This window comes from Bradyrhizobium shewense (assembly GCF_900094605.1).
GTDB classification, from domain to species: Bacteria; Pseudomonadota; Alphaproteobacteria; order Rhizobiales; family Xanthobacteraceae; genus Bradyrhizobium; species Bradyrhizobium shewense.
In genome coordinates this window covers 407,439-423,155 of the sequence record NZ_FMAI01000004.1, presented here as the reverse complement: position 1 = coordinate 423,155, position 15,717 = coordinate 407,439, and the positions used below count along the sequence as shown (strand labels likewise).

The window sequence follows — 15,717 nt, the reverse complement described above, 5'->3', positions numbered from 1 at the left end:
ATACGGGCGCGCTATCGCTTCCGTTTCACCGCCGGCTTCGCTGGCTTGGCCGCGCGCGCCTTGGTCTTGGCAGCGGATTGTACCCGCAATCCGTCGACGAACACGTCGAGCAGGCGCAGCACCGAGGATTGCCATCCCCGCTGATCGTGCATGTAGCACATCCCGAAAAACGCCCGCAGCAGGTCCTCCGGGCTGATATCGGCGCGCATCTGGCCGGCTGCGACCGCGCGCTCGAGCAGCGAGCCGATCGCCTTGGTCAGCCGGTCCATGGAGAAAACGGCAAGTTCCGACGAGCTCTGATACGCCAGCGCCAGCGCGGCCAACATGCCTTTCTTGGTGGCAACGAATTCGACGGCGGACTGCAGCCAGCGCCGCAGCGCCTCGACCGGATCCTTGGCACTTCGCAGGTGCTCGGCGAGTTCGCTGAGCTGCTCGACCTCGCGCCGGTACACCGCCTCGAACAGATCTTCGCGCGTGGGGAAATGCCGATAGAGCGTGCCGATGCCGACGCCGGCGCGCTTGGCCACAGCCTCCAGGCTCGCCTCCGGACCGCCCGCGTTGAACACGGCCTTGGCTGCTTCGAGCACGCGCTCGCGATTGCGCACGGCATCGGCGCGGGGCTTTCGGGTCTGGTCGCTGTGGTCGTCCATATCAGGCAATGTAGATCACGAATTGGTTAGATTGAACCCTCGTTGAACCCTTGCCGGGCTGCATCGCGTTGGTGGCGCACGGGCTTTTGACCAATTCCAATATTTTTCAGCCGGCCCTTGTTAAGCGGAGGGAGCCTCCGTATCTTCGCCTTGATGTTGGCCGGCTTCTGCCCGCGTCAACGTAGATCGACGGCGGTCACGGCGGTGGCGCGCTGCGCGATCACTCATGTCCATATCTGATCGGAGCCTTGTATGAACCACTCCATCAGCCTCACCGTGAACGGTGCGCGACGCGACTTCGTCCTCGACGATCCGCGCGTCACGCTGCTCGATCTCTTGCGTGAGCGCCTCCATCTCACCGGAACCAAGAAGGGATGCGACCGCGGTCAGTGCGGCGCCTGCACCATTCTGGTCGACGGCAAGCGCATCAACTCCTGCCTCGCGCTCGCGATCAGTCATGACGGCGCCGACATCCTCACCATCGAAGGCGTTGCGCGCGGTGACCAGCTGCACCCGGTGCAGGCCGCCTTCATCGCCCATGACGGATTTCAGTGCGGCTTCTGCACGCCCGGTCAGGTCATGAGCGCGATCGGCATGATGCGCGAAGGCCAGGCCGGCAACGATCCCGAACGCATCCGCGAATGCATGAGCGGCAATCTGTGCCGCTGCGGTGCCTATGCCGGCATCGTCGATGCCGTGCTCGATGCGCAAGGACGCATGGACGAATCCGATCAGAGGCGCTCCGCATGAAACCGTTCGATTATGTCAGGCCCGCCACAGTTAGTGACGCGGTTGCCGCCGCGGCCCAGTCGGGCGCGGTCTATCTCGCCGCCGGCACCAATCTGCTCGATCTGATGAAGGGCGGCGTCAGCCGTCCGGATCGCCTGGTCGACGTCACGCATCTCGACGGGCTCGATGGCATCGAGCGCCTCGCCGACGGGTCATTGCGCATCGGTGCGCTCGTCAGCAACGCCGATCTCGCGCATGATGCGGACTTCGCAAGGTCCTATCCCGCTGTCGCGGAAGCCCTTCTCTCCGGTGCATCCGCGCAGTTGCGCAATGCCGCGACCGTCGGCGGCAATCTCCTGCAACGGACGCGCTGCGCGTATTTCTACGACACTGCCAGCCGCTGCAACAAGCGCGAGGCCGGCAGCGGCTGCGACGCCCGCGGCGGCGAGAATCGCACCCACGCGGTGCTCGGCTGGAGCGACAGCTGCATCGCCACGCATCCCTCCGACTTCTGCGTGCCGCTGGTCGCGCTCGATGCTATCGTGGAGATCGAGGGCAGGGGCGGCCGGCGCGAGATCGCGCTCGACGAGCTGCATCGCCTGCCCGGCGATACGCCCGAGCGCGAGTCCGTGCTCGAGCCCGGCGACCTCATTGTTGCAGTGCGCCTGCCGCCGGCGGCGCGCGAATTTGCCCCGCATGCGCGCTACCTCAAGGTTCGCGAGCGCACCTCCTACGCCTTCGCGGTGGTCTCGGCCGCCGCTGCGTTGCGGATCGAGAACGGCAAGATCGCCGAAGCGCGGCTCGCACTTGGCGGTGTCGCCGCAAAGCCTTGGCGCGCCCGCGCTGCGGAGGACGTTCTCAAGGGCGTCGCGCCCACGGCCGATGCCTTCCAGGAAGCCGCCTGGCGTGCGCTCACCGACGCAAAGCCGTCCGGTGACAACGCCTTCAAGATCGAGCTCGCCCGCCGCATCGTTGTGCGTGCGCTGACCCTCGCCGCCGCCGGTACGCCCGCGCGCTTGTCTGCACTGCCGGCCTCTCCCTTTGCCTCGACATCAGGAGCCATCCATGCCTGAGCTCAACCTCACCAGCGCGCCCGCCCATCTCAGGCACGGCTCGAACATCGGCCAGCCGCTGACCCGCCGCGACGGCGTCCTCAAGGTCACGGGGCAGGCAACCTATGCCGCCGACAATCATCCGCCCGGCATGCTGTTTGCGGTGATCGCCGCGGCCAGCATCGCGCATGGCCGCGTAACCTCGCTCGATGTCGCCGCCGCAAAACGCCATCCCGGCGTCGTCGATGTCATGACACCCGACCACAAGCCACCGCTCGCCATCGACCCCGAGATCAAGACCAATCCCTTCGTGTTTCGGATGGAGGCTTTGCAGAGCAGCGAGGTCCGCTACGCCAATCAGCCGATCGCCGTCGTGATCGCCGAGACGCTTGAAGCCGCGACGGAAGGTGCCGCGCTGCTGGCGCCACGCTACGAGGCGCAGCCTCCGCTCATCGGCCTCGATGCCGGTGAGAGTTTTGTGCCGCCCGTCGTCGGCGTCGGCAACCCCACCGAAAATCACCGCGGCGATGTCGAGGCGGGCCTTGTCTCGGCCGAGACGCAGATCGACGCGACCTATGAGACGCCGCCGCAATATCACAACGCGATGGAGCCGCATGCCGTTGTGGCTCACTGGGATGGCGACAAGCTGTCCGTGGACATGCCGACCCAGGGCCTGAAGCTGTCGCTCGCGCGCATCGCCGAGCTGTTCGGCATCGCGCACGACAAGATCCACATCCGCAGCCCGTTCCTCGGTGGCGGCTTCGGATCGAAGGGGCTCATGGGCGGTCCGCCGGTCCTTGGCATCATGGCCGCGAAGCTGGTCGGCAGGCCGGTCAAGCTGGTGCTGCGCCGTGAGCAGATGTATGGCCCGGTCGGCCATCGCGCGCCGACCCGTCAGCGGCTGCGCATCGGTGCCGACGGCGAGGGACGGCTGACCGCGCTCGATCACCATGCGAGGACCGTGTCGAGCACCTTCGACGATTTCTACGAGCCCGCGGCCGATGCCTCGCACACGCTCTATGCGGCACCTGCCATCCGCACCTCGCATGACGCCGTGCGCGTCAACACCGGCACGCCGCTGTTCATGCGCGCGCCGGGCGAGGCGACCGGCTCGATTGCGCTGGAGAGCGCGATCGACGAGATAGCCTGGACCTGCGGCATCGATCCGCTGGCCTTCCGCCTGAAGAACTATGCCGAGGTCGAGCCGATCACCGGCAAGCCGTTCTCGTCAAAGGCGCTGCGGGCCTGTTACGACCAGGGCGCGGCGCGCTTCGGCTGGGCGAAGCGTCCGCTGCAGCCGCGGCAGATGCGCGACGATGCCGGCTTGCTGGTCGGCTGGGGCATGGGCACGGCGACCTTCCCGGCGCTGATGTTCCAGGCCGAAGCGCGCGCGGCGATCCGCCGCGATGGCTCGGGCGTGATGGAGATCGGCGCGCACGACATGGGGCAGGGTGCCTGGACGGCACTGGCCCAGATCGCCGCCGATGCCGTCGGCCTTGATATCGGCCGCGTCGCGTTCAAGGCCGGCACGTCCGACCTGCCCGATGCCGGCATTGCCGGCGGCTCCGCGCACACCGCAACTGCGGGAGCTGCGATCCACAGCGCCGGCGCGGCCGTGATCGCAAAGCTCGCCGATCTCGCCACCAATGACGAGCGCTCGCCGCTGTTCGGCGCCGGCAATGCCGGCGTGATCGCGCGCGACGGCAGGTTGATCAGGCGCGACGACGAGAGCCGCGGCGAGAGCTACGCCGAGATCCTCGCGCGCGCCGGCGTCGCTGAGGTCGAGGCGCGCGGCACCGGTGCGCCGAACCCTGCGGCGATGGAAGAATATGCGATGCATGCCCATGGCGCGGTATTCGCGGAGGTGAAGGTCGATCCCGAGCTCAGTCAGGTCCGCGTCACCCGCATGGTCGGCGCCTTCGCGGCCGGGCGCATCGTCAACCCGCGCATGGTGCAAAGCCAGCTGTTCGGCGGCATGATCTGGGGCCTCTCCTTTGCACTGCACGAGGAGGCCGTCACCGACCGGCGCAGCGGTCGGATCATGAACGCCAATCTCGGTGAGTACCATGTCCCCGTGAATGCCGACGTGCCGCCGCTCGACGTGATCACGGTCGAGGAGCACGACCCGCACGTCAACGCGCTCGGTATCAAGGGCGTCGGCGAGATCGGCATCACCGGCAGTGCCGGCGCGGTCGCGAACGCCGTCTGGCATGCGACCGGCGTGCGCGTCCGCAAATTCCCGATCCGGATGGAGGAGTTGCTGGTGTAGCGTTGAGGCGGCAGGCGGGGCGAGGCCTGCTCGCTCCGCGGCGGCCGATCAGTTCATCAACCTGCGGAGAGCCTTGATCTGCTCTTTCTGCACTTCGATGTATTTCGCGATGGCTTTGCGCAGCTCGCGCGAACGGAGCTTGTCGGTGTCGCGCAGGACCTCGTCGAGCGCGGCTTCCGCATTGGCAAGAGTGATCTTCATGCGCGAGCCCATGTTACGAAGCGGCCCCGGAATACCCTGGAGTCCGGGGCCATAACCTCAGCACCTCTAAGCCAGGCTGCTCGGCTACGGTTCGTAATATATAGCGGTCCGGCGCACAGAAATTGAGATGGCTCAACCACCGTAAGATACCGGTGGCCGCCCGTAACCTTCCGGATGCACTGTTCCCGATTCAGAACGTCGGCGGCGTGCAGGCCGAGATCACCTCGCACGGCTTGCCGCCGACGCAGCGGAAGCGATGCGGGCGGCGGCTCTCGAAATAATAGGCATCGCCCGGATTGAGGATGCGGCGCTCGTCCTCGACAGTGACTTCGAGCTTGCCCGAGATCACGATGCCGCCTTCCTCGCCGTCATGGACGAGGTGGACGCGCCCGGTGTCGCTGCCGGGCTCGTAGCGTTCTTTCAGGATCTGCAGGCTGCGGCCGAACAGATTGTCGCCGATCTGCCGATACGAAATCGGCTTCTTGCCGACTTCGGTCAGCTCCTCGGCGCGGTAGAAGATCTTGCGTCGTGACTCCGGCTCCAGCGCGAAGAACTCGGCGAGCCCCATCGGGATGCCGTCGAGGATGCGCTTGAGGGCGCCGACCGAGGGGTTCATCTGGTTGGATTCGATCAGCGAAATCGTCGAATTGGTGACCCCGGCGCGCTTGGCCAGCTCGCGCTGCGACAGCTTGTGGCGCGCCCGGATGAATCGCAGCCGTCCACCGATGTCGACGCTCATAACCCAGATCCTGTGTTGCAGGTGTTGCGGATCGGGCAAATATGGACCGGCGGCCCCAGATAAATCAATGGCTTGCAGGTCACCAGAAAAGGACTTGTTGCGCATTCCAAGCCGTGGCTCTGCTAGAGGGTCAGCAAAGGAGCGCGGCCGTGACCCTTCATCAGATTCCGAACACTATCAAGACCGACTCGTTCTGGATGCCGTTCACGGCCAATCGGCAGTTCAAGAAGGCGCCGCGCCTGTTCTCCTCGGCCGAGGGCATGCATTACACCACCGTCGACGGCCGCAAGGTGATCGACGGCTCCGCCGGCCTGTGGTGCGTCAATGCCGGCCACGGCCGCAAGCAGATCGCCGCCGCGGTCGAGCGGCAGTTGATGACGCTGGATTTCGCGCCGTCGTTCCAGATGGGCCATCCGCTGGCGTTCGACTTCGCCGAGCGTCTCGCCGAGATCGCGCCGAAGGGTCTCGACCGCATCTTCTTCACCAATTCCGGCTCCGAGTCGGTTGATACCGCGCTGAAGATCGCGCTCGCCTATCACCGCGCCAACGGCCAGGCGAGCCGCACCCGCCTGATCGGCCGTGAGCGCGGCTATCACGGCGTCGGCTTCGGCGGCACCTCGGTCGGCGGCATGGTCGCCAACCGCCGCGCCTTCGCCACCCTGCTGCCGGGCGTCGACCACATCCGCCACACCCATGATCTCACCCGCAACGCCTTCGCCAAGGACCAGCCGGAGCATGGCGCCGAGCTCGCCGACGATCTCGAGCGTCTGGTGGCCCTGCACGGTGCCGAGACGATCGCTGCCGTCATCGTCGAGCCGGTCCCCGGTTCGACCGCGGTGCTGCCGCCGCCGAAGGGCTATCTCCAGCGCCTGCGCGAGATCTGCGACAAGCACGGCATCCTTCTGATCTTCGACGAGGTCATCACCGGGTTCGGCCGCCTCGGCACGCCGTTCGCCGCCAACTTCTTCGGCGTCACGCCTGATATGATGACCACGGCCAAGGGCATCACCAACGGCACCATTCCTTGCGGCGCGGTGTTCGCGCATCGCAAGGTGCACGACGCCATGATGATCGGCCCGGAAAACGTCATGGAGCTGTTCCACGGCTACACCTATTCGGCACATCCGACCGCCTGCGCCGCGGGCATCGCGACGCTCGACATCTACAAGGACGAGGGCCTGCTCACGCGCGGTGCGTCGATCGCCGAATACTGGCGCGATGCGCTGCATTCGCTGAAAGGCCTGCCCAACGTCATCGACATCCGCAATTGCGGGCTGATGGGCGCGGTCGAGCTGTCGCCGCGTGACGGTGCGGTCGGTGCGCGTGGCTACGACGTCATGGTCGACTGCTTCAATCGCGGGCTGTACTTCCGCATGAGCGGCGACTCCTTCGCGCTGTCGCCCCCGCTCATCGTCGAGAAGAGCCACATCGACGATATCGTGTCGATCCTGGGTGATGCCATCAAGCGGGTGGCCTGATAATTGCTCTCGCCGTTGCGAGTTGTTTCCTTGCAGCGGCGAGCGTGATGCCGCGGGAGTTTGACCAAGCGTGAAAGTTCTGATCCTCGGCAGCGGTGTCATCGGTGTCACCTCTGCTTACTACCTTGCGCGTGCCGGCCACGAGGTCACGGTCGTCGACCGTCAGCCTGAGCCGGCGCTGGAGACCTCTTTCGCCAATGCCGGCGAAGTGTCGCCCGGCTATTCCTCGCCCTGGGCCGGCCCCGGCGTGCCGGTGAAGGCGGTGAAGTGGCTTCTGATGAAGCACGGCCCGCTTGTCGTCCGGCCGAAGCTCGATCCCGTCATGTGGGTCTGGCTGCTCAAGATGCTGCGCAACTGCACCAGCGCGCGTTACGCGGTCAACAAGAGCCGGATGATCCCGATCGCGGAATACAGCCGCGATTCCTTGCGCGATCTGCGCCGCGACATCGGCATCCAGTATGACGAGCGCTCGCAAGGCACGCTGCAGCTGTTCCGGTACCAGGCCCAGCTCGACGGCACTGGCGAAGACATCGCCGTGCTCAAGCAATATGGCGTGCCCTTCGAGGTGCTGAGCCGAGAGGGCTGCATCGCGGTCGAGCCGGCACTCGCCGGCGTGAAGGAGAAGTTCGTCGGCGGGCTTCGCTTGCCGCAGGACGAGACCGGCGACTGCCACATGTTCACGCAGGCGCTGGCCAAGCACGCCGAGGCGCTTGGCGTCCGCTTCATGTTCAATACCGGCATTGACCGCATCGTCACCGACGGCGCGCGCGTCAGCGGCGTCGTGACCAGTGCCGGCATGTTGCAGGCAGACGCCTACGTGCTCGCGCTCGGCAGCTGGTCGTCGCGGCTGGTTGCGCCGCTCGGCATCTCGCTGCCGGTCTATCCGGTGAAGGGCTATTCGATCACGGTGCCGATCAAGGAGGCCGCAGGGGCGCCGGAATCGACCGTGATGGACGAGAGCTACAAGGTCGCGATCACGCGGCTCGGCAATCGCATCCGCGTCGGTGGCACCGCCGAAATCTCCGGCTATTCGGACAAGCTCTACGATGCGCGCCGTGCCACGCTCGATCATTCCTTGACCGACCTGTTCCCGCGCGGCGGCGATCTCGCCAAGGCGACGTTCTGGAGCGGCCTGCGTCCGATGACGCCGGACGGTCCGCCCGTGATCGGCCCGACGCAATACGCCAATCTTCACCTCAACACCGGCCACGGCACGCTCGGCTGGACCATGTCCTGTGGCTCCGGTCGCGTGCTCGCCGACATGCTGTCGGGCAAGAAGCCGGACATCGATGTGAGTGCGCTGACGGTGGACCGGTACAATCACCGGTTCGGGTAGGACTCTATCCCCGCGTCATTGCGAGCGCAGCGAGGCAATCCAGTATCCCTCCGCGGAGACAGTCTGGATTGCTTCGCTACGCTCCCAATGACGATGTGGAGGTAGCGCGCGTCCAAATCCATCACCGTCACCCTGAGGTGTGAGCTGCGCGGCGCAATAGCGCCGTGCGGCGAGCCTCGAAGGATGACGGGAAGTTGGTGGTGCCCGGCTCAAGGCCGCTTGCGGCGCGCAGATATGGTCCGGGCGATATGGCCTTCGTCGCCATACATTGCGTCCCACAGATTGACGCCGGAGGCCCACGATCCAATCCAGTCTTCGATACTGGGAGCGTCCTCGAAGAATGCGTCGGTCCAGTCATCGCCATCATGAACGTTGGGATCGAAAATCCGCATCCGGAAATCCGGATCGCAACAATCGACGCACGAGTAGATGGCGCATCCCCAATGGCAGATCGGCAGAAGGCCGTCCGGCCAAGCCAACTCTGGCGCACTCCGAAACAAATCGTAGATCGCCACAGCGGTCTTGCCGGAATCGTCGGGAACGCCGTTCGTCAGTCCGATGAGCCCGTATCCGGGGCCAAAACCTCCATTGCCGATATCTGCATACATTCGCTTCAAGAGGGGTGGCAGCCGGAAACGAAGATGTTCTTCGTCGGAGGCAATATTGCCTGCCCTGGCGGGGATGAGTCCCGTGCGCAGAGGTCGGCCCAGATCGGTTGGCCTTGTCTTCAGCCGTCGCCGGATCGCAGCGATGATGAGGTCAACCATCGACGGGGCCCTTCGTCCTGCAGAATGCCTTCACATCATGCCAGCAGACGGCGTGCCGGCAAACTACCCCACCCCCGTCACGCAATTCACCCAGAGCACCACGGCCTTCGCATCCTCGGCCGGATTCGAAAACCGGTGCGGCCGGCGGCTGGCAAAGCGAAAGCTGTCGCCCGTCTTCAGCGACCAGGTCTCGCTGTCCACCGTCAGCATCATCTCGCCTTCGAGCACGAGGCCGGCCTCCTCGCCGTCATGGGTGTAGAGCTCGTCGCCGGTGGAGCCGCCGGGCTCCAGATGCACCAGGAACAGATTGAGCTTGTTGTCGGCACTGGCCGGGCTCAGCAATTGCTTGGACACGCCGGTGCGCCAGAGCTTCAGCTCGGGCCGCTGCAGCCCACGCGTCACCACCTGATCGGAGGTTCCGTCGGCGCTTGGGCTTGCGCCGAACAGTGCGGCGATGCCGACGCCGAGCACGTCGGCGAGCGTCGCCAGCACGCGCAGCGAGGGTGACGACAGGCCGCGCTCGATCTGGCTGAGAAAGCCGATCGACAGGTCCGTGCGCGCCGCGACCGTTTCCAGCGAGAATTGCCTGACGCGCCGGAGATCCCTGATGCGGCGGCCGACCGCGACGTCCATCGCGGGCTCGGCAGGTTTGGCGACGGCTTTGGCCTTCACCTTCTTCGCCGGCTTTGTCGCGGCCGGTCTGCGCATTCTTTTGCCACCGCTCACGTCAAACCGCATCCTTCATGTGCATGAAAACCGCTTGCATCGTTCGCGAAAGTGTGGCCAAATTTTCATATTGGTGAAAATAGGCCGAAACGGCTCGGCTCGCAACGTCTGATCACGACACCCGCGAGCGCCGCCATCGGCCAGACCCAAAGGGGGATGCGATGAAGCGTTTTGGTCTGGCCGCGGTCGCGGCGCTCGCACTGGCAGCCGTGGCGCCCGCTTCGGCGCAGCAGGTGCTGAAGGTCGGCTCGACGCCGACAGGCATTCCCTTTACGTTCCTGGACACCAAGACCAACAGCATCCAGGGCATTATGGTCGATCTCGTCACTGAAGTGGGCAAGGATGCCGGCTTCAATGTGCAGATCGAGCCGATGCAGTTTTCGGCACTGATCCCGTCGCTGACGTCGAGCAAGATCGACATCATCGCCGCCGCGATGTTCATCACCGCACCGCGCAAGGAGGTCGTCGACTTCTCCGTCCCGATTTACACCTATGGCGAAGGCCTCGTCGTGCCGAAGAGCGACACCAAGGCCTATGCTACGCAGGACGATCTGAAGGGCGAGACGGTCGGCGCCCAGGTCGGCACCGCCTTCGTCGACGCGCTGAAGAAGTCCGGCCTGTTCGCGGACGTGAAAGCCTATGACACCATTCCGGACATCCTGCGCGACGTGAACACCGGCCGCCTCAAGGCCGGCTACGCCGATTATCCGATCCTCGCCTATAATCTGAAGCAGGGCGGCTTCCCCGAAGTGCGTCTCGTCGATGGCTACAAGCCCGTCACCGTCGGCTCGGTCGGCATCGGCGTGCGCAAGGGCGAGGCCGCGCTGCTCGGCAAGATCAACGCCTCACTCGCCAAGCTGAAGGCCAACGGCACCATCGACAAGATCCTCGATAAATGGGGCCTCAAGGCTCAGGGCTGATCGGTAGCGTCGGATCGATGAAGGCCGCCCGATGAAAGGCTTCTGGCACGACGCCGTCGAGTTCTTCCCGATCCTGATGAACGGCGTCGTGCTGACGATCGTCGTCACCATCGGCTCGCTGCTGCTCTCGACGGTGCTCGGCCTGATCTGGGCGATGATGCGGGTCTCCGGCATCAAGGCGCTGTCGATGATCAGCGCCAGCCTGATCAATGTGATCCGCGGCATCCCGATCATTGTGCTGCTGTTCTACCTCTACTTCGTGATGCCCGATCTCGGCGTCACGCTGTCCGCCTTGCAGGCCGCGATCCTCGGGCTCGGCATCGCCTATTCGGCCTATCAGGCCGAGAATTTCCGGGCCGGCATCGAGGCGATCGACAAGGGCCAGATCGAGGCGGCGCAATCGATCGGAATGGGTTGGTGGCTGACCATGCGCCGCGTGGTGCTGCCGCAGGCGGTGCGCATCGTGCTGCCGCCTTACGGCAATGTCATGATCATGATGCTGAAGGATTCCTCGCAAGCCTCGACCATCACGGTCGCCGAGCTTGCGTTGCAGGGCAAGCTGATTGCGTCCTCGACCTTCAAGAATACCAGCGTGTTCACGCTTGTTGCGCTGATGTATCTCACCATGAGCATTCCGCTAATCCTGCTGGTCCGTCACTTCGAGAAGCGGGCCGGCAAGCGATGATCGAGCTGAACGACGTCCACAAGAGCTTTGGCGAGAACGAGGTGCTCAAGGGCATCACGGCCTCGGTGCAGAAGGGCGAGGTGGTCTGCATCGTCGGTCCCTCCGGCTCCGGCAAGTCCACCATCCTGCGCTGTATCAACGGGCTCGAGAGCTACGACCGCGGCGAGATCAGCGTCGAGGGCCTGAAGGTCGATCGCGACGCGCCGTCGATCGTCAACATCCGCACCCAGGTCTCGATGGTGTTCCAGCGCTTCAATTTGTTTCCGCATCGCACCGCGCTGGAGAACGTCATCGAAGGGCCGCTCTACGTGAAAAGGGAATCGCGCGCGCAGGCGCTCGAGCGCGGCCGCGCGCTGCTCGCCCAGGTCGGGCTTGCCGAGAAGGCCGATGCGCATCCGCCGCAACTCTCCGGCGGCCAGCAGCAGCGCGTCGCGATCGCGCGGGCGCTTGCCATGCAGCCCAAGGCGATCTTGTTCGACGAGCCGACCTCGGCGCTGGACCCCGAACTGGTCGGCGACGTGCTCGGCGTCATGCGCAAGCTCGCCGACGACGGCATGACCATGGTCGTCGTCACCCACGAGATGGGCTTTGCCCGCGACGTCGCCGACCGCGTGCTGTTCATCGACGGCGGCGTCATCGTCGAGCAGGGGCCGGCCAAGGCGCTGCTCAACCAACCCCAGCATCCGCGTACGCAGGATTTCTTGCGCCGTGTGCTGCATCCGCTTTGACTGGTCTTCGCCATGCCTGCGCGCCTGCCTCTGCCGCCCTCGCTCTATGCCGACACCGCCGTCGCGCCGGTCGCCACGCCGCCGCTCGATATGGACAAGAATGTTTCGGTCGCGATCATCGGCGGGGGCTACACCGGTCTCTCCACCGCCTTGCATCTGGCGGAGCAAGGCGTCGAGGCGCTGGTGCTGGAGGCGCAGGAGCCGGGCTGGGGCGCGTCCGGCAACAATGGCGGCCACACCAATCCCGGCCTGAAGCACGATCCTGATCAGATCGAGGCCGATTTCGGCGCGGACCTCGGCCGCCGCATGATCGAGTTCTCCTACGGCACCACGAACTTTACGCACGATTTGATCCGCCGCTACCAGATTCCGTGCGAGGCGCGTCAGAACGGCACGCTGCGCGCGGCCTATAACGCGACCAGCGCCGCGGCGATCGAGACAACGGCGCAGCAATGCATCCGCCGCGGCATGCCGGTGACATATCTGAACCGCGAGCAGCTCCGCGAGATGACCGGCACCGACCGCTACATCGGCGCCATGCTGGATGCGCGCGGCGGCGATCTGCATCCGCTCAGCTATGCCCGTGGTCTCGCGCGTGCGGCGATCTCGGCAGGCGCGAAGGTGCATGGCGAGACGCAGGCGCTGTCACTGCGCCGCGACGGCAGCCGCTGGCGCATCGAGACGCCGCGGGCCGTGGTTCATGCCGACAAGGTCCTGCTCGCCACCAACGGTTTTACCGACGATCTCTGGCCCGCGCTCCGCCGCACCATCGTGCCCGTGTTCTCCTCGATCACGGCTACAGCACCGCTCTCCGACGCGGTGGCCCGCGCGATCATGCCGACGCGGTCCGTGCTGTACGAGAGCGGTCACATCACCGTCTATTACCGCATCGACCAGCACAATCGCCTCTTGATGGGCGGCCGCGGCCCGATGCGCTGGATCAAGTCGCCGTACGACGTCGCCTATCTCATGCGCTATGCCGAGCGGCTATGGCCGCAGTTGAAAGGCGTTGCCTGGACGCACGGCTGGAATAGTCGTCTCGCCATCACCGGGGATCACTATCCCCATGTGCATGAGCCTGCCGAAGGCATTTTGATCTCGCTCGGCTGCAATGGCCGCGGCGTCGCGCTCGCGACCGCAATGGGTGCGCAGCTTGCCCGCCGCCTGATCGGCGGCGCCAAGGCCGAGATCGACATGCCCATCACGGGAATCAAGCCGATCCCGATGCACGCGTTCTGGCCGGTCGGGGTAACGACCGCGGTGATTACGGGCCGCATACGGGACCGGCTCGGCATGTGAAGAAGGCGTCGCCCGGTCAGGAGCGGCGCCTCGCATCATTGGCAGATATCGGGCTTCAGCAGCGGCCTTGCTTCCACAGGCCGGGCGGGCAACCGTGACCGCGCCAGCCGACTTTGCGCCCACGCGACCAGCCGGGCGGCGAGCCGTGGTGATGATGACCCATCGAATGGCCATGACCATGGCCGTGCCCATGTCCGCCGCCATGTCCGCCACCATGCCCGCCCTTGGCCAGGGCAGGACTGCTGAATGTGAGGCCGGCTGCAAGGATCAGCGACGCGGCGAGCGCAAGTTTCTTCATATGTCCTCCACTGGGGCGAGCGCACTTGTCCGTTCAATCAACGAACGGCCGGTAGGTAAGTTCCCTGCGAATGTGGAGGAGTCGTGACGCTCGCGAAGATGCGCAATCGCGCGAGAGCTCAACGCGCGCTGGCACAATCCCGCATTGATCGATGCGCTCAGGCTTCGGCCACCGCGTCGGCCCAGGGCTGGAAGATCTCGACCGCGCCGGAATTCGTGTCGCCCTCGCGCATCACCGCGCTCGGGCAGGCGAATTTTTGCGGCAGCGTCTGCACCCGGCTTTCTTCATAGTCGAAGCGCGCGGCCAGCGCGTTGCGTATCTCGGGCGGCAAACGAGCATCGCCGATCACCACCGCGCCCTCGCTGGCGTCGATGCGCGGCTGGTGGATGGCGGCATCGAGGTCCATGCCGAAGTCCATCGCAAAGGAGACGAGCTGCATCACCGACGGCAGGATGCGGCGGCCGCCTGAGGCGCCGACCGCGAGCCGCTTGCCGTCCCTGGTCTCGGCAATGACGGGCGTGTAGTTGCAGAGGCAGCGCTTGCCGGGCGCGAGTGAATTGGTGGTGCCCGGCGTCGGATCGAACCACATGATGCCGTTGTTCATGGCGATGCCGGTGTGCGGCGTCACATATCTCGAGCCAAAGGACGAGAGCAGCGTCTGCGTCACCGCGGCGATGTTGCCGTGTCGATCGACCACGGAGAAATGCGTGGTGCAGGCGGGCGCCAGATATTCGGCACCGAGCGAGCGTTTGCCGTCGGCATCGCCCATGTCCTTGAGCCGCTCGCGGAAGGCCGCCTGCAGAGCGAGGGCATATTCGACATAGGCGGCCGCGTCCGGCGCGCTTGCTGGCGTCAAGCTCTGCTGCAACAGGCGTAGCGCGTGCGCCATGGTGGGCCCGGCCGTGAGCTCAGGCGTCGCATACACCTTGCCGCCGCGATACGGGATCGCCAGCGGTTCGCGCAGATGCGCGCGGAAGGCGGCGAGGTCCTCGACCGACAGCGAACCGCCATCGGTCTTGATGTCGGAAGCGATGCTCCTGGCGAGATCGCCCTGGTAGAAATCGCGCGGTCCGGCCTCGGCGAGATGCGACAGCGTCGCCTTCAGCGTGTCCTGCGGCAGTCGCGTCTCGGCCTTGATGCCCCATGGCGCGCTCGGCGGCAGCCCGTCCTTCAGGAACGCCGCCGCGCTGGCGGGATAGCGCCTGAGATCGGCGGCCGAGCCCGAGATCGTCACCGTGGTCCACCAATCGACCAGCAGGCCTTCACCGGCGAGCCTGGCTGCCGGCGCGACCAGATCCTTCCACGGCATTCTGGCGTAGCGGCGATGCGCCTCTTCCATCCCGGCGACGACGCCGGGCACGGCGATCGACCCGGGGCCGTGGATGTTGCGATCGTCCTTCACCCGCGGCCAGGGGAAGAGATCGGAGGCCGCGCCTTCGCCGCTGAGCGGATAGTCGGCAACGCGCAGGCTCTGCGGCGCGCACATGCCGTAGTCGATCACCTCAGAGCGATTTTCCTTGGCGCGGTAGAGCACCATCGCACCGCCGCCGCCGATGCCGCTATTCCAGGGCTCCAGCACGTTCAGCGCCATGGTGGTTGCGACGATCGCGTCCACGCAGTCGCCGCCCGCCGCCAGCACCTGCGCGCCCACTTCGGCCGCCCGCCGCGACTGCGAGGCGACGATGCCGCCCTTGGACGTGACGGCGGGTTTGCGGACGGCTTGGTTGAGGCTGAACTGATGAGGCATGATGTCGTCTTGATCTCTGTTGTTCTGGCGTTGCTGTGCTGGCGCGGAAGCTCAGCATTGGCGGGCGTTGCGAAGGATGGCACATTGCCACCA

At 65.7% G+C, this 15,717-nt stretch carries 16 protein-coding genes; 9 read left to right on the top strand and 7 right to left on the bottom strand.

Annotated elements, in window-relative coordinates; all coding sequences use genetic code 11:
* Positions 1 to 11: 11 nt before the first annotated feature.
* Positions 12 to 650: a TetR/AcrR family transcriptional regulator gene (locus GA0061098_RS10940; protein ID WP_091956326.1), complete on the bottom strand. Its 639-nt coding sequence runs from the start codon at positions 648 to 650 to the stop codon at positions 12 to 14.
* 252 nt (positions 651 to 902) lie between these two features.
* Between GA0061098_RS10940 and GA0061098_RS10935 the strand changes: the two genes are divergently transcribed.
* From GA0061098_RS10935 to GA0061098_RS10925, 3 genes are read left to right on the top strand one after another with little or no spacing between them, the layout of a single operon-like run.
* Positions 903 to 1,400 carry a (2Fe-2S)-binding protein gene (locus tag GA0061098_RS10935; protein ID WP_091956325.1) on the top strand — a complete coding sequence of 166 codons (498 nt, stop codon included), beginning with the start codon at positions 903 to 905 and terminating at the stop codon, positions 1,398 to 1,400.
* Complete coding sequence (locus GA0061098_RS10930) at positions 1,397 to 2,452, top strand: FAD binding domain-containing protein (RefSeq protein ID WP_091956324.1); 1,056 nt, start codon at positions 1,397 to 1,399, stop codon at positions 2,450 to 2,452. The genes GA0061098_RS10935 and GA0061098_RS10930 overlap by 4 nt, the downstream gene beginning before the upstream one ends.
* Complete coding sequence (locus GA0061098_RS10925; RefSeq protein WP_091956323.1) at positions 2,445 to 4,700, top strand: xanthine dehydrogenase family protein molybdopterin-binding subunit; 2,256 nt, start codon at positions 2,445 to 2,447, stop codon at positions 4,698 to 4,700. The genes GA0061098_RS10930 and GA0061098_RS10925 overlap by 8 nt, the downstream gene beginning before the upstream one ends.
* 48 nt (positions 4,701 to 4,748) lie before the next feature.
* Here the strand turns inward: GA0061098_RS10925 and GA0061098_RS44865 are convergent, their stop codons facing one another.
* Positions 4,749 to 4,901, bottom strand: a complete 153-nt coding sequence (locus GA0061098_RS44865) for a hypothetical protein (RefSeq protein ID WP_165637285.1) — start codon at positions 4,899 to 4,901, stop codon at positions 4,749 to 4,751.
* A gap of 190 nt (positions 4,902 to 5,091) precedes the next feature.
* Entirely contained in the window at positions 5,092 to 5,640 is a 549-nt protein-coding gene (locus GA0061098_RS10920; protein ID WP_008561958.1) for a cupin domain-containing protein, read from the bottom strand.
* A gap of 149 nt (positions 5,641 to 5,789) precedes the next feature.
* Here GA0061098_RS10920 and aptA point away from each other — a divergent pair, with 149 nt between their 5' ends.
* Complete coding sequence (gene aptA, locus GA0061098_RS10915; RefSeq protein ID WP_049801758.1) at positions 5,790 to 7,118, top strand: omega-aminotransferase AptA; 1,329 nt, start codon at positions 5,790 to 5,792, stop codon at positions 7,116 to 7,118.
* 70 nt (positions 7,119 to 7,188) lie between these two features.
* Entirely contained in the window at positions 7,189 to 8,454 is a 1,266-nt protein-coding gene (locus GA0061098_RS10910) for a D-amino acid dehydrogenase (RefSeq protein ID WP_091956322.1), read from the top strand.
* Between the two features lie 209 nt (positions 8,455 to 8,663).
* Here GA0061098_RS10910 and GA0061098_RS10905 read toward each other — a convergent pair whose 3' ends face one another.
* Positions 8,664 to 9,221 carry an SMI1/KNR4 family protein gene (locus GA0061098_RS10905; RefSeq protein WP_091956321.1) on the bottom strand — a complete coding sequence of 186 codons (558 nt, stop codon included), beginning with the start codon at positions 9,219 to 9,221 and terminating at the stop codon, positions 8,664 to 8,666.
* Positions 9,222 to 9,284: 63 nt separating this feature from the next.
* The gene (locus tag GA0061098_RS10900; RefSeq protein WP_165637284.1) at positions 9,285 to 9,929 is read right to left on the bottom strand and encodes a helix-turn-helix domain-containing protein; all 645 of its coding nucleotides are present in this window, start codon (positions 9,927 to 9,929) and stop codon (positions 9,285 to 9,287) included.
* Between the two features lie 179 nt (positions 9,930 to 10,108).
* Here GA0061098_RS10900 and GA0061098_RS10895 point away from each other — a divergent pair, with 179 nt between their 5' ends.
* From GA0061098_RS10895 to GA0061098_RS10880, 4 genes are read left to right on the top strand one after another with little or no spacing between them, the layout of a single operon-like run.
* Positions 10,109 to 10,867 carry an ABC transporter substrate-binding protein gene (locus GA0061098_RS10895; protein ID WP_091956320.1) on the top strand — a complete coding sequence of 253 codons (759 nt, stop codon included), beginning with the start codon at positions 10,109 to 10,111 and terminating at the stop codon, positions 10,865 to 10,867.
* Between the two features lie 31 nt (positions 10,868 to 10,898).
* Positions 10,899 to 11,552: an amino acid ABC transporter permease gene (locus GA0061098_RS10890; RefSeq protein WP_091956319.1), complete on the top strand. Its 654-nt coding sequence runs from the start codon at positions 10,899 to 10,901 to the stop codon at positions 11,550 to 11,552.
* On the top strand, positions 11,549 to 12,280 hold the full coding sequence (locus GA0061098_RS10885; protein ID WP_091956318.1) for an amino acid ABC transporter ATP-binding protein: 732 nt from the start codon (positions 11,549 to 11,551) through the stop codon (positions 12,278 to 12,280). Before GA0061098_RS10890 ends, GA0061098_RS10885 begins: the two co-directional genes overlap by 4 nt.
* A gap of 12 nt (positions 12,281 to 12,292) precedes the next feature.
* A complete protein-coding gene (locus GA0061098_RS10880) occupies positions 12,293 to 13,579 on the top strand; it encodes an NAD(P)/FAD-dependent oxidoreductase (RefSeq protein ID WP_091956317.1) in 1,287 nt (428 codons plus the stop codon).
* Between the two features lie 55 nt (positions 13,580 to 13,634).
* On the opposite strand, the gene GA0061098_RS44860 is transcribed toward GA0061098_RS10880, so the two are convergent.
* Together GA0061098_RS44860 and GA0061098_RS10870 are read right to left on the bottom strand one after the other, a co-directional pair.
* Complete coding sequence (locus GA0061098_RS44860) at positions 13,635 to 13,877, bottom strand: hypothetical protein (RefSeq protein ID WP_165637257.1); 243 nt, start codon at positions 13,875 to 13,877, stop codon at positions 13,635 to 13,637.
* 157 nt (positions 13,878 to 14,034) lie between these two features.
* Positions 14,035 to 15,624, bottom strand: coding sequence for a gamma-glutamyltransferase family protein (locus tag GA0061098_RS10870; protein ID WP_091956316.1), 1,590 nt, complete (start codon positions 15,622 to 15,624; stop codon positions 14,035 to 14,037).
* Between the last annotated feature and the right edge of the window lie 93 nt (positions 15,625 to 15,717).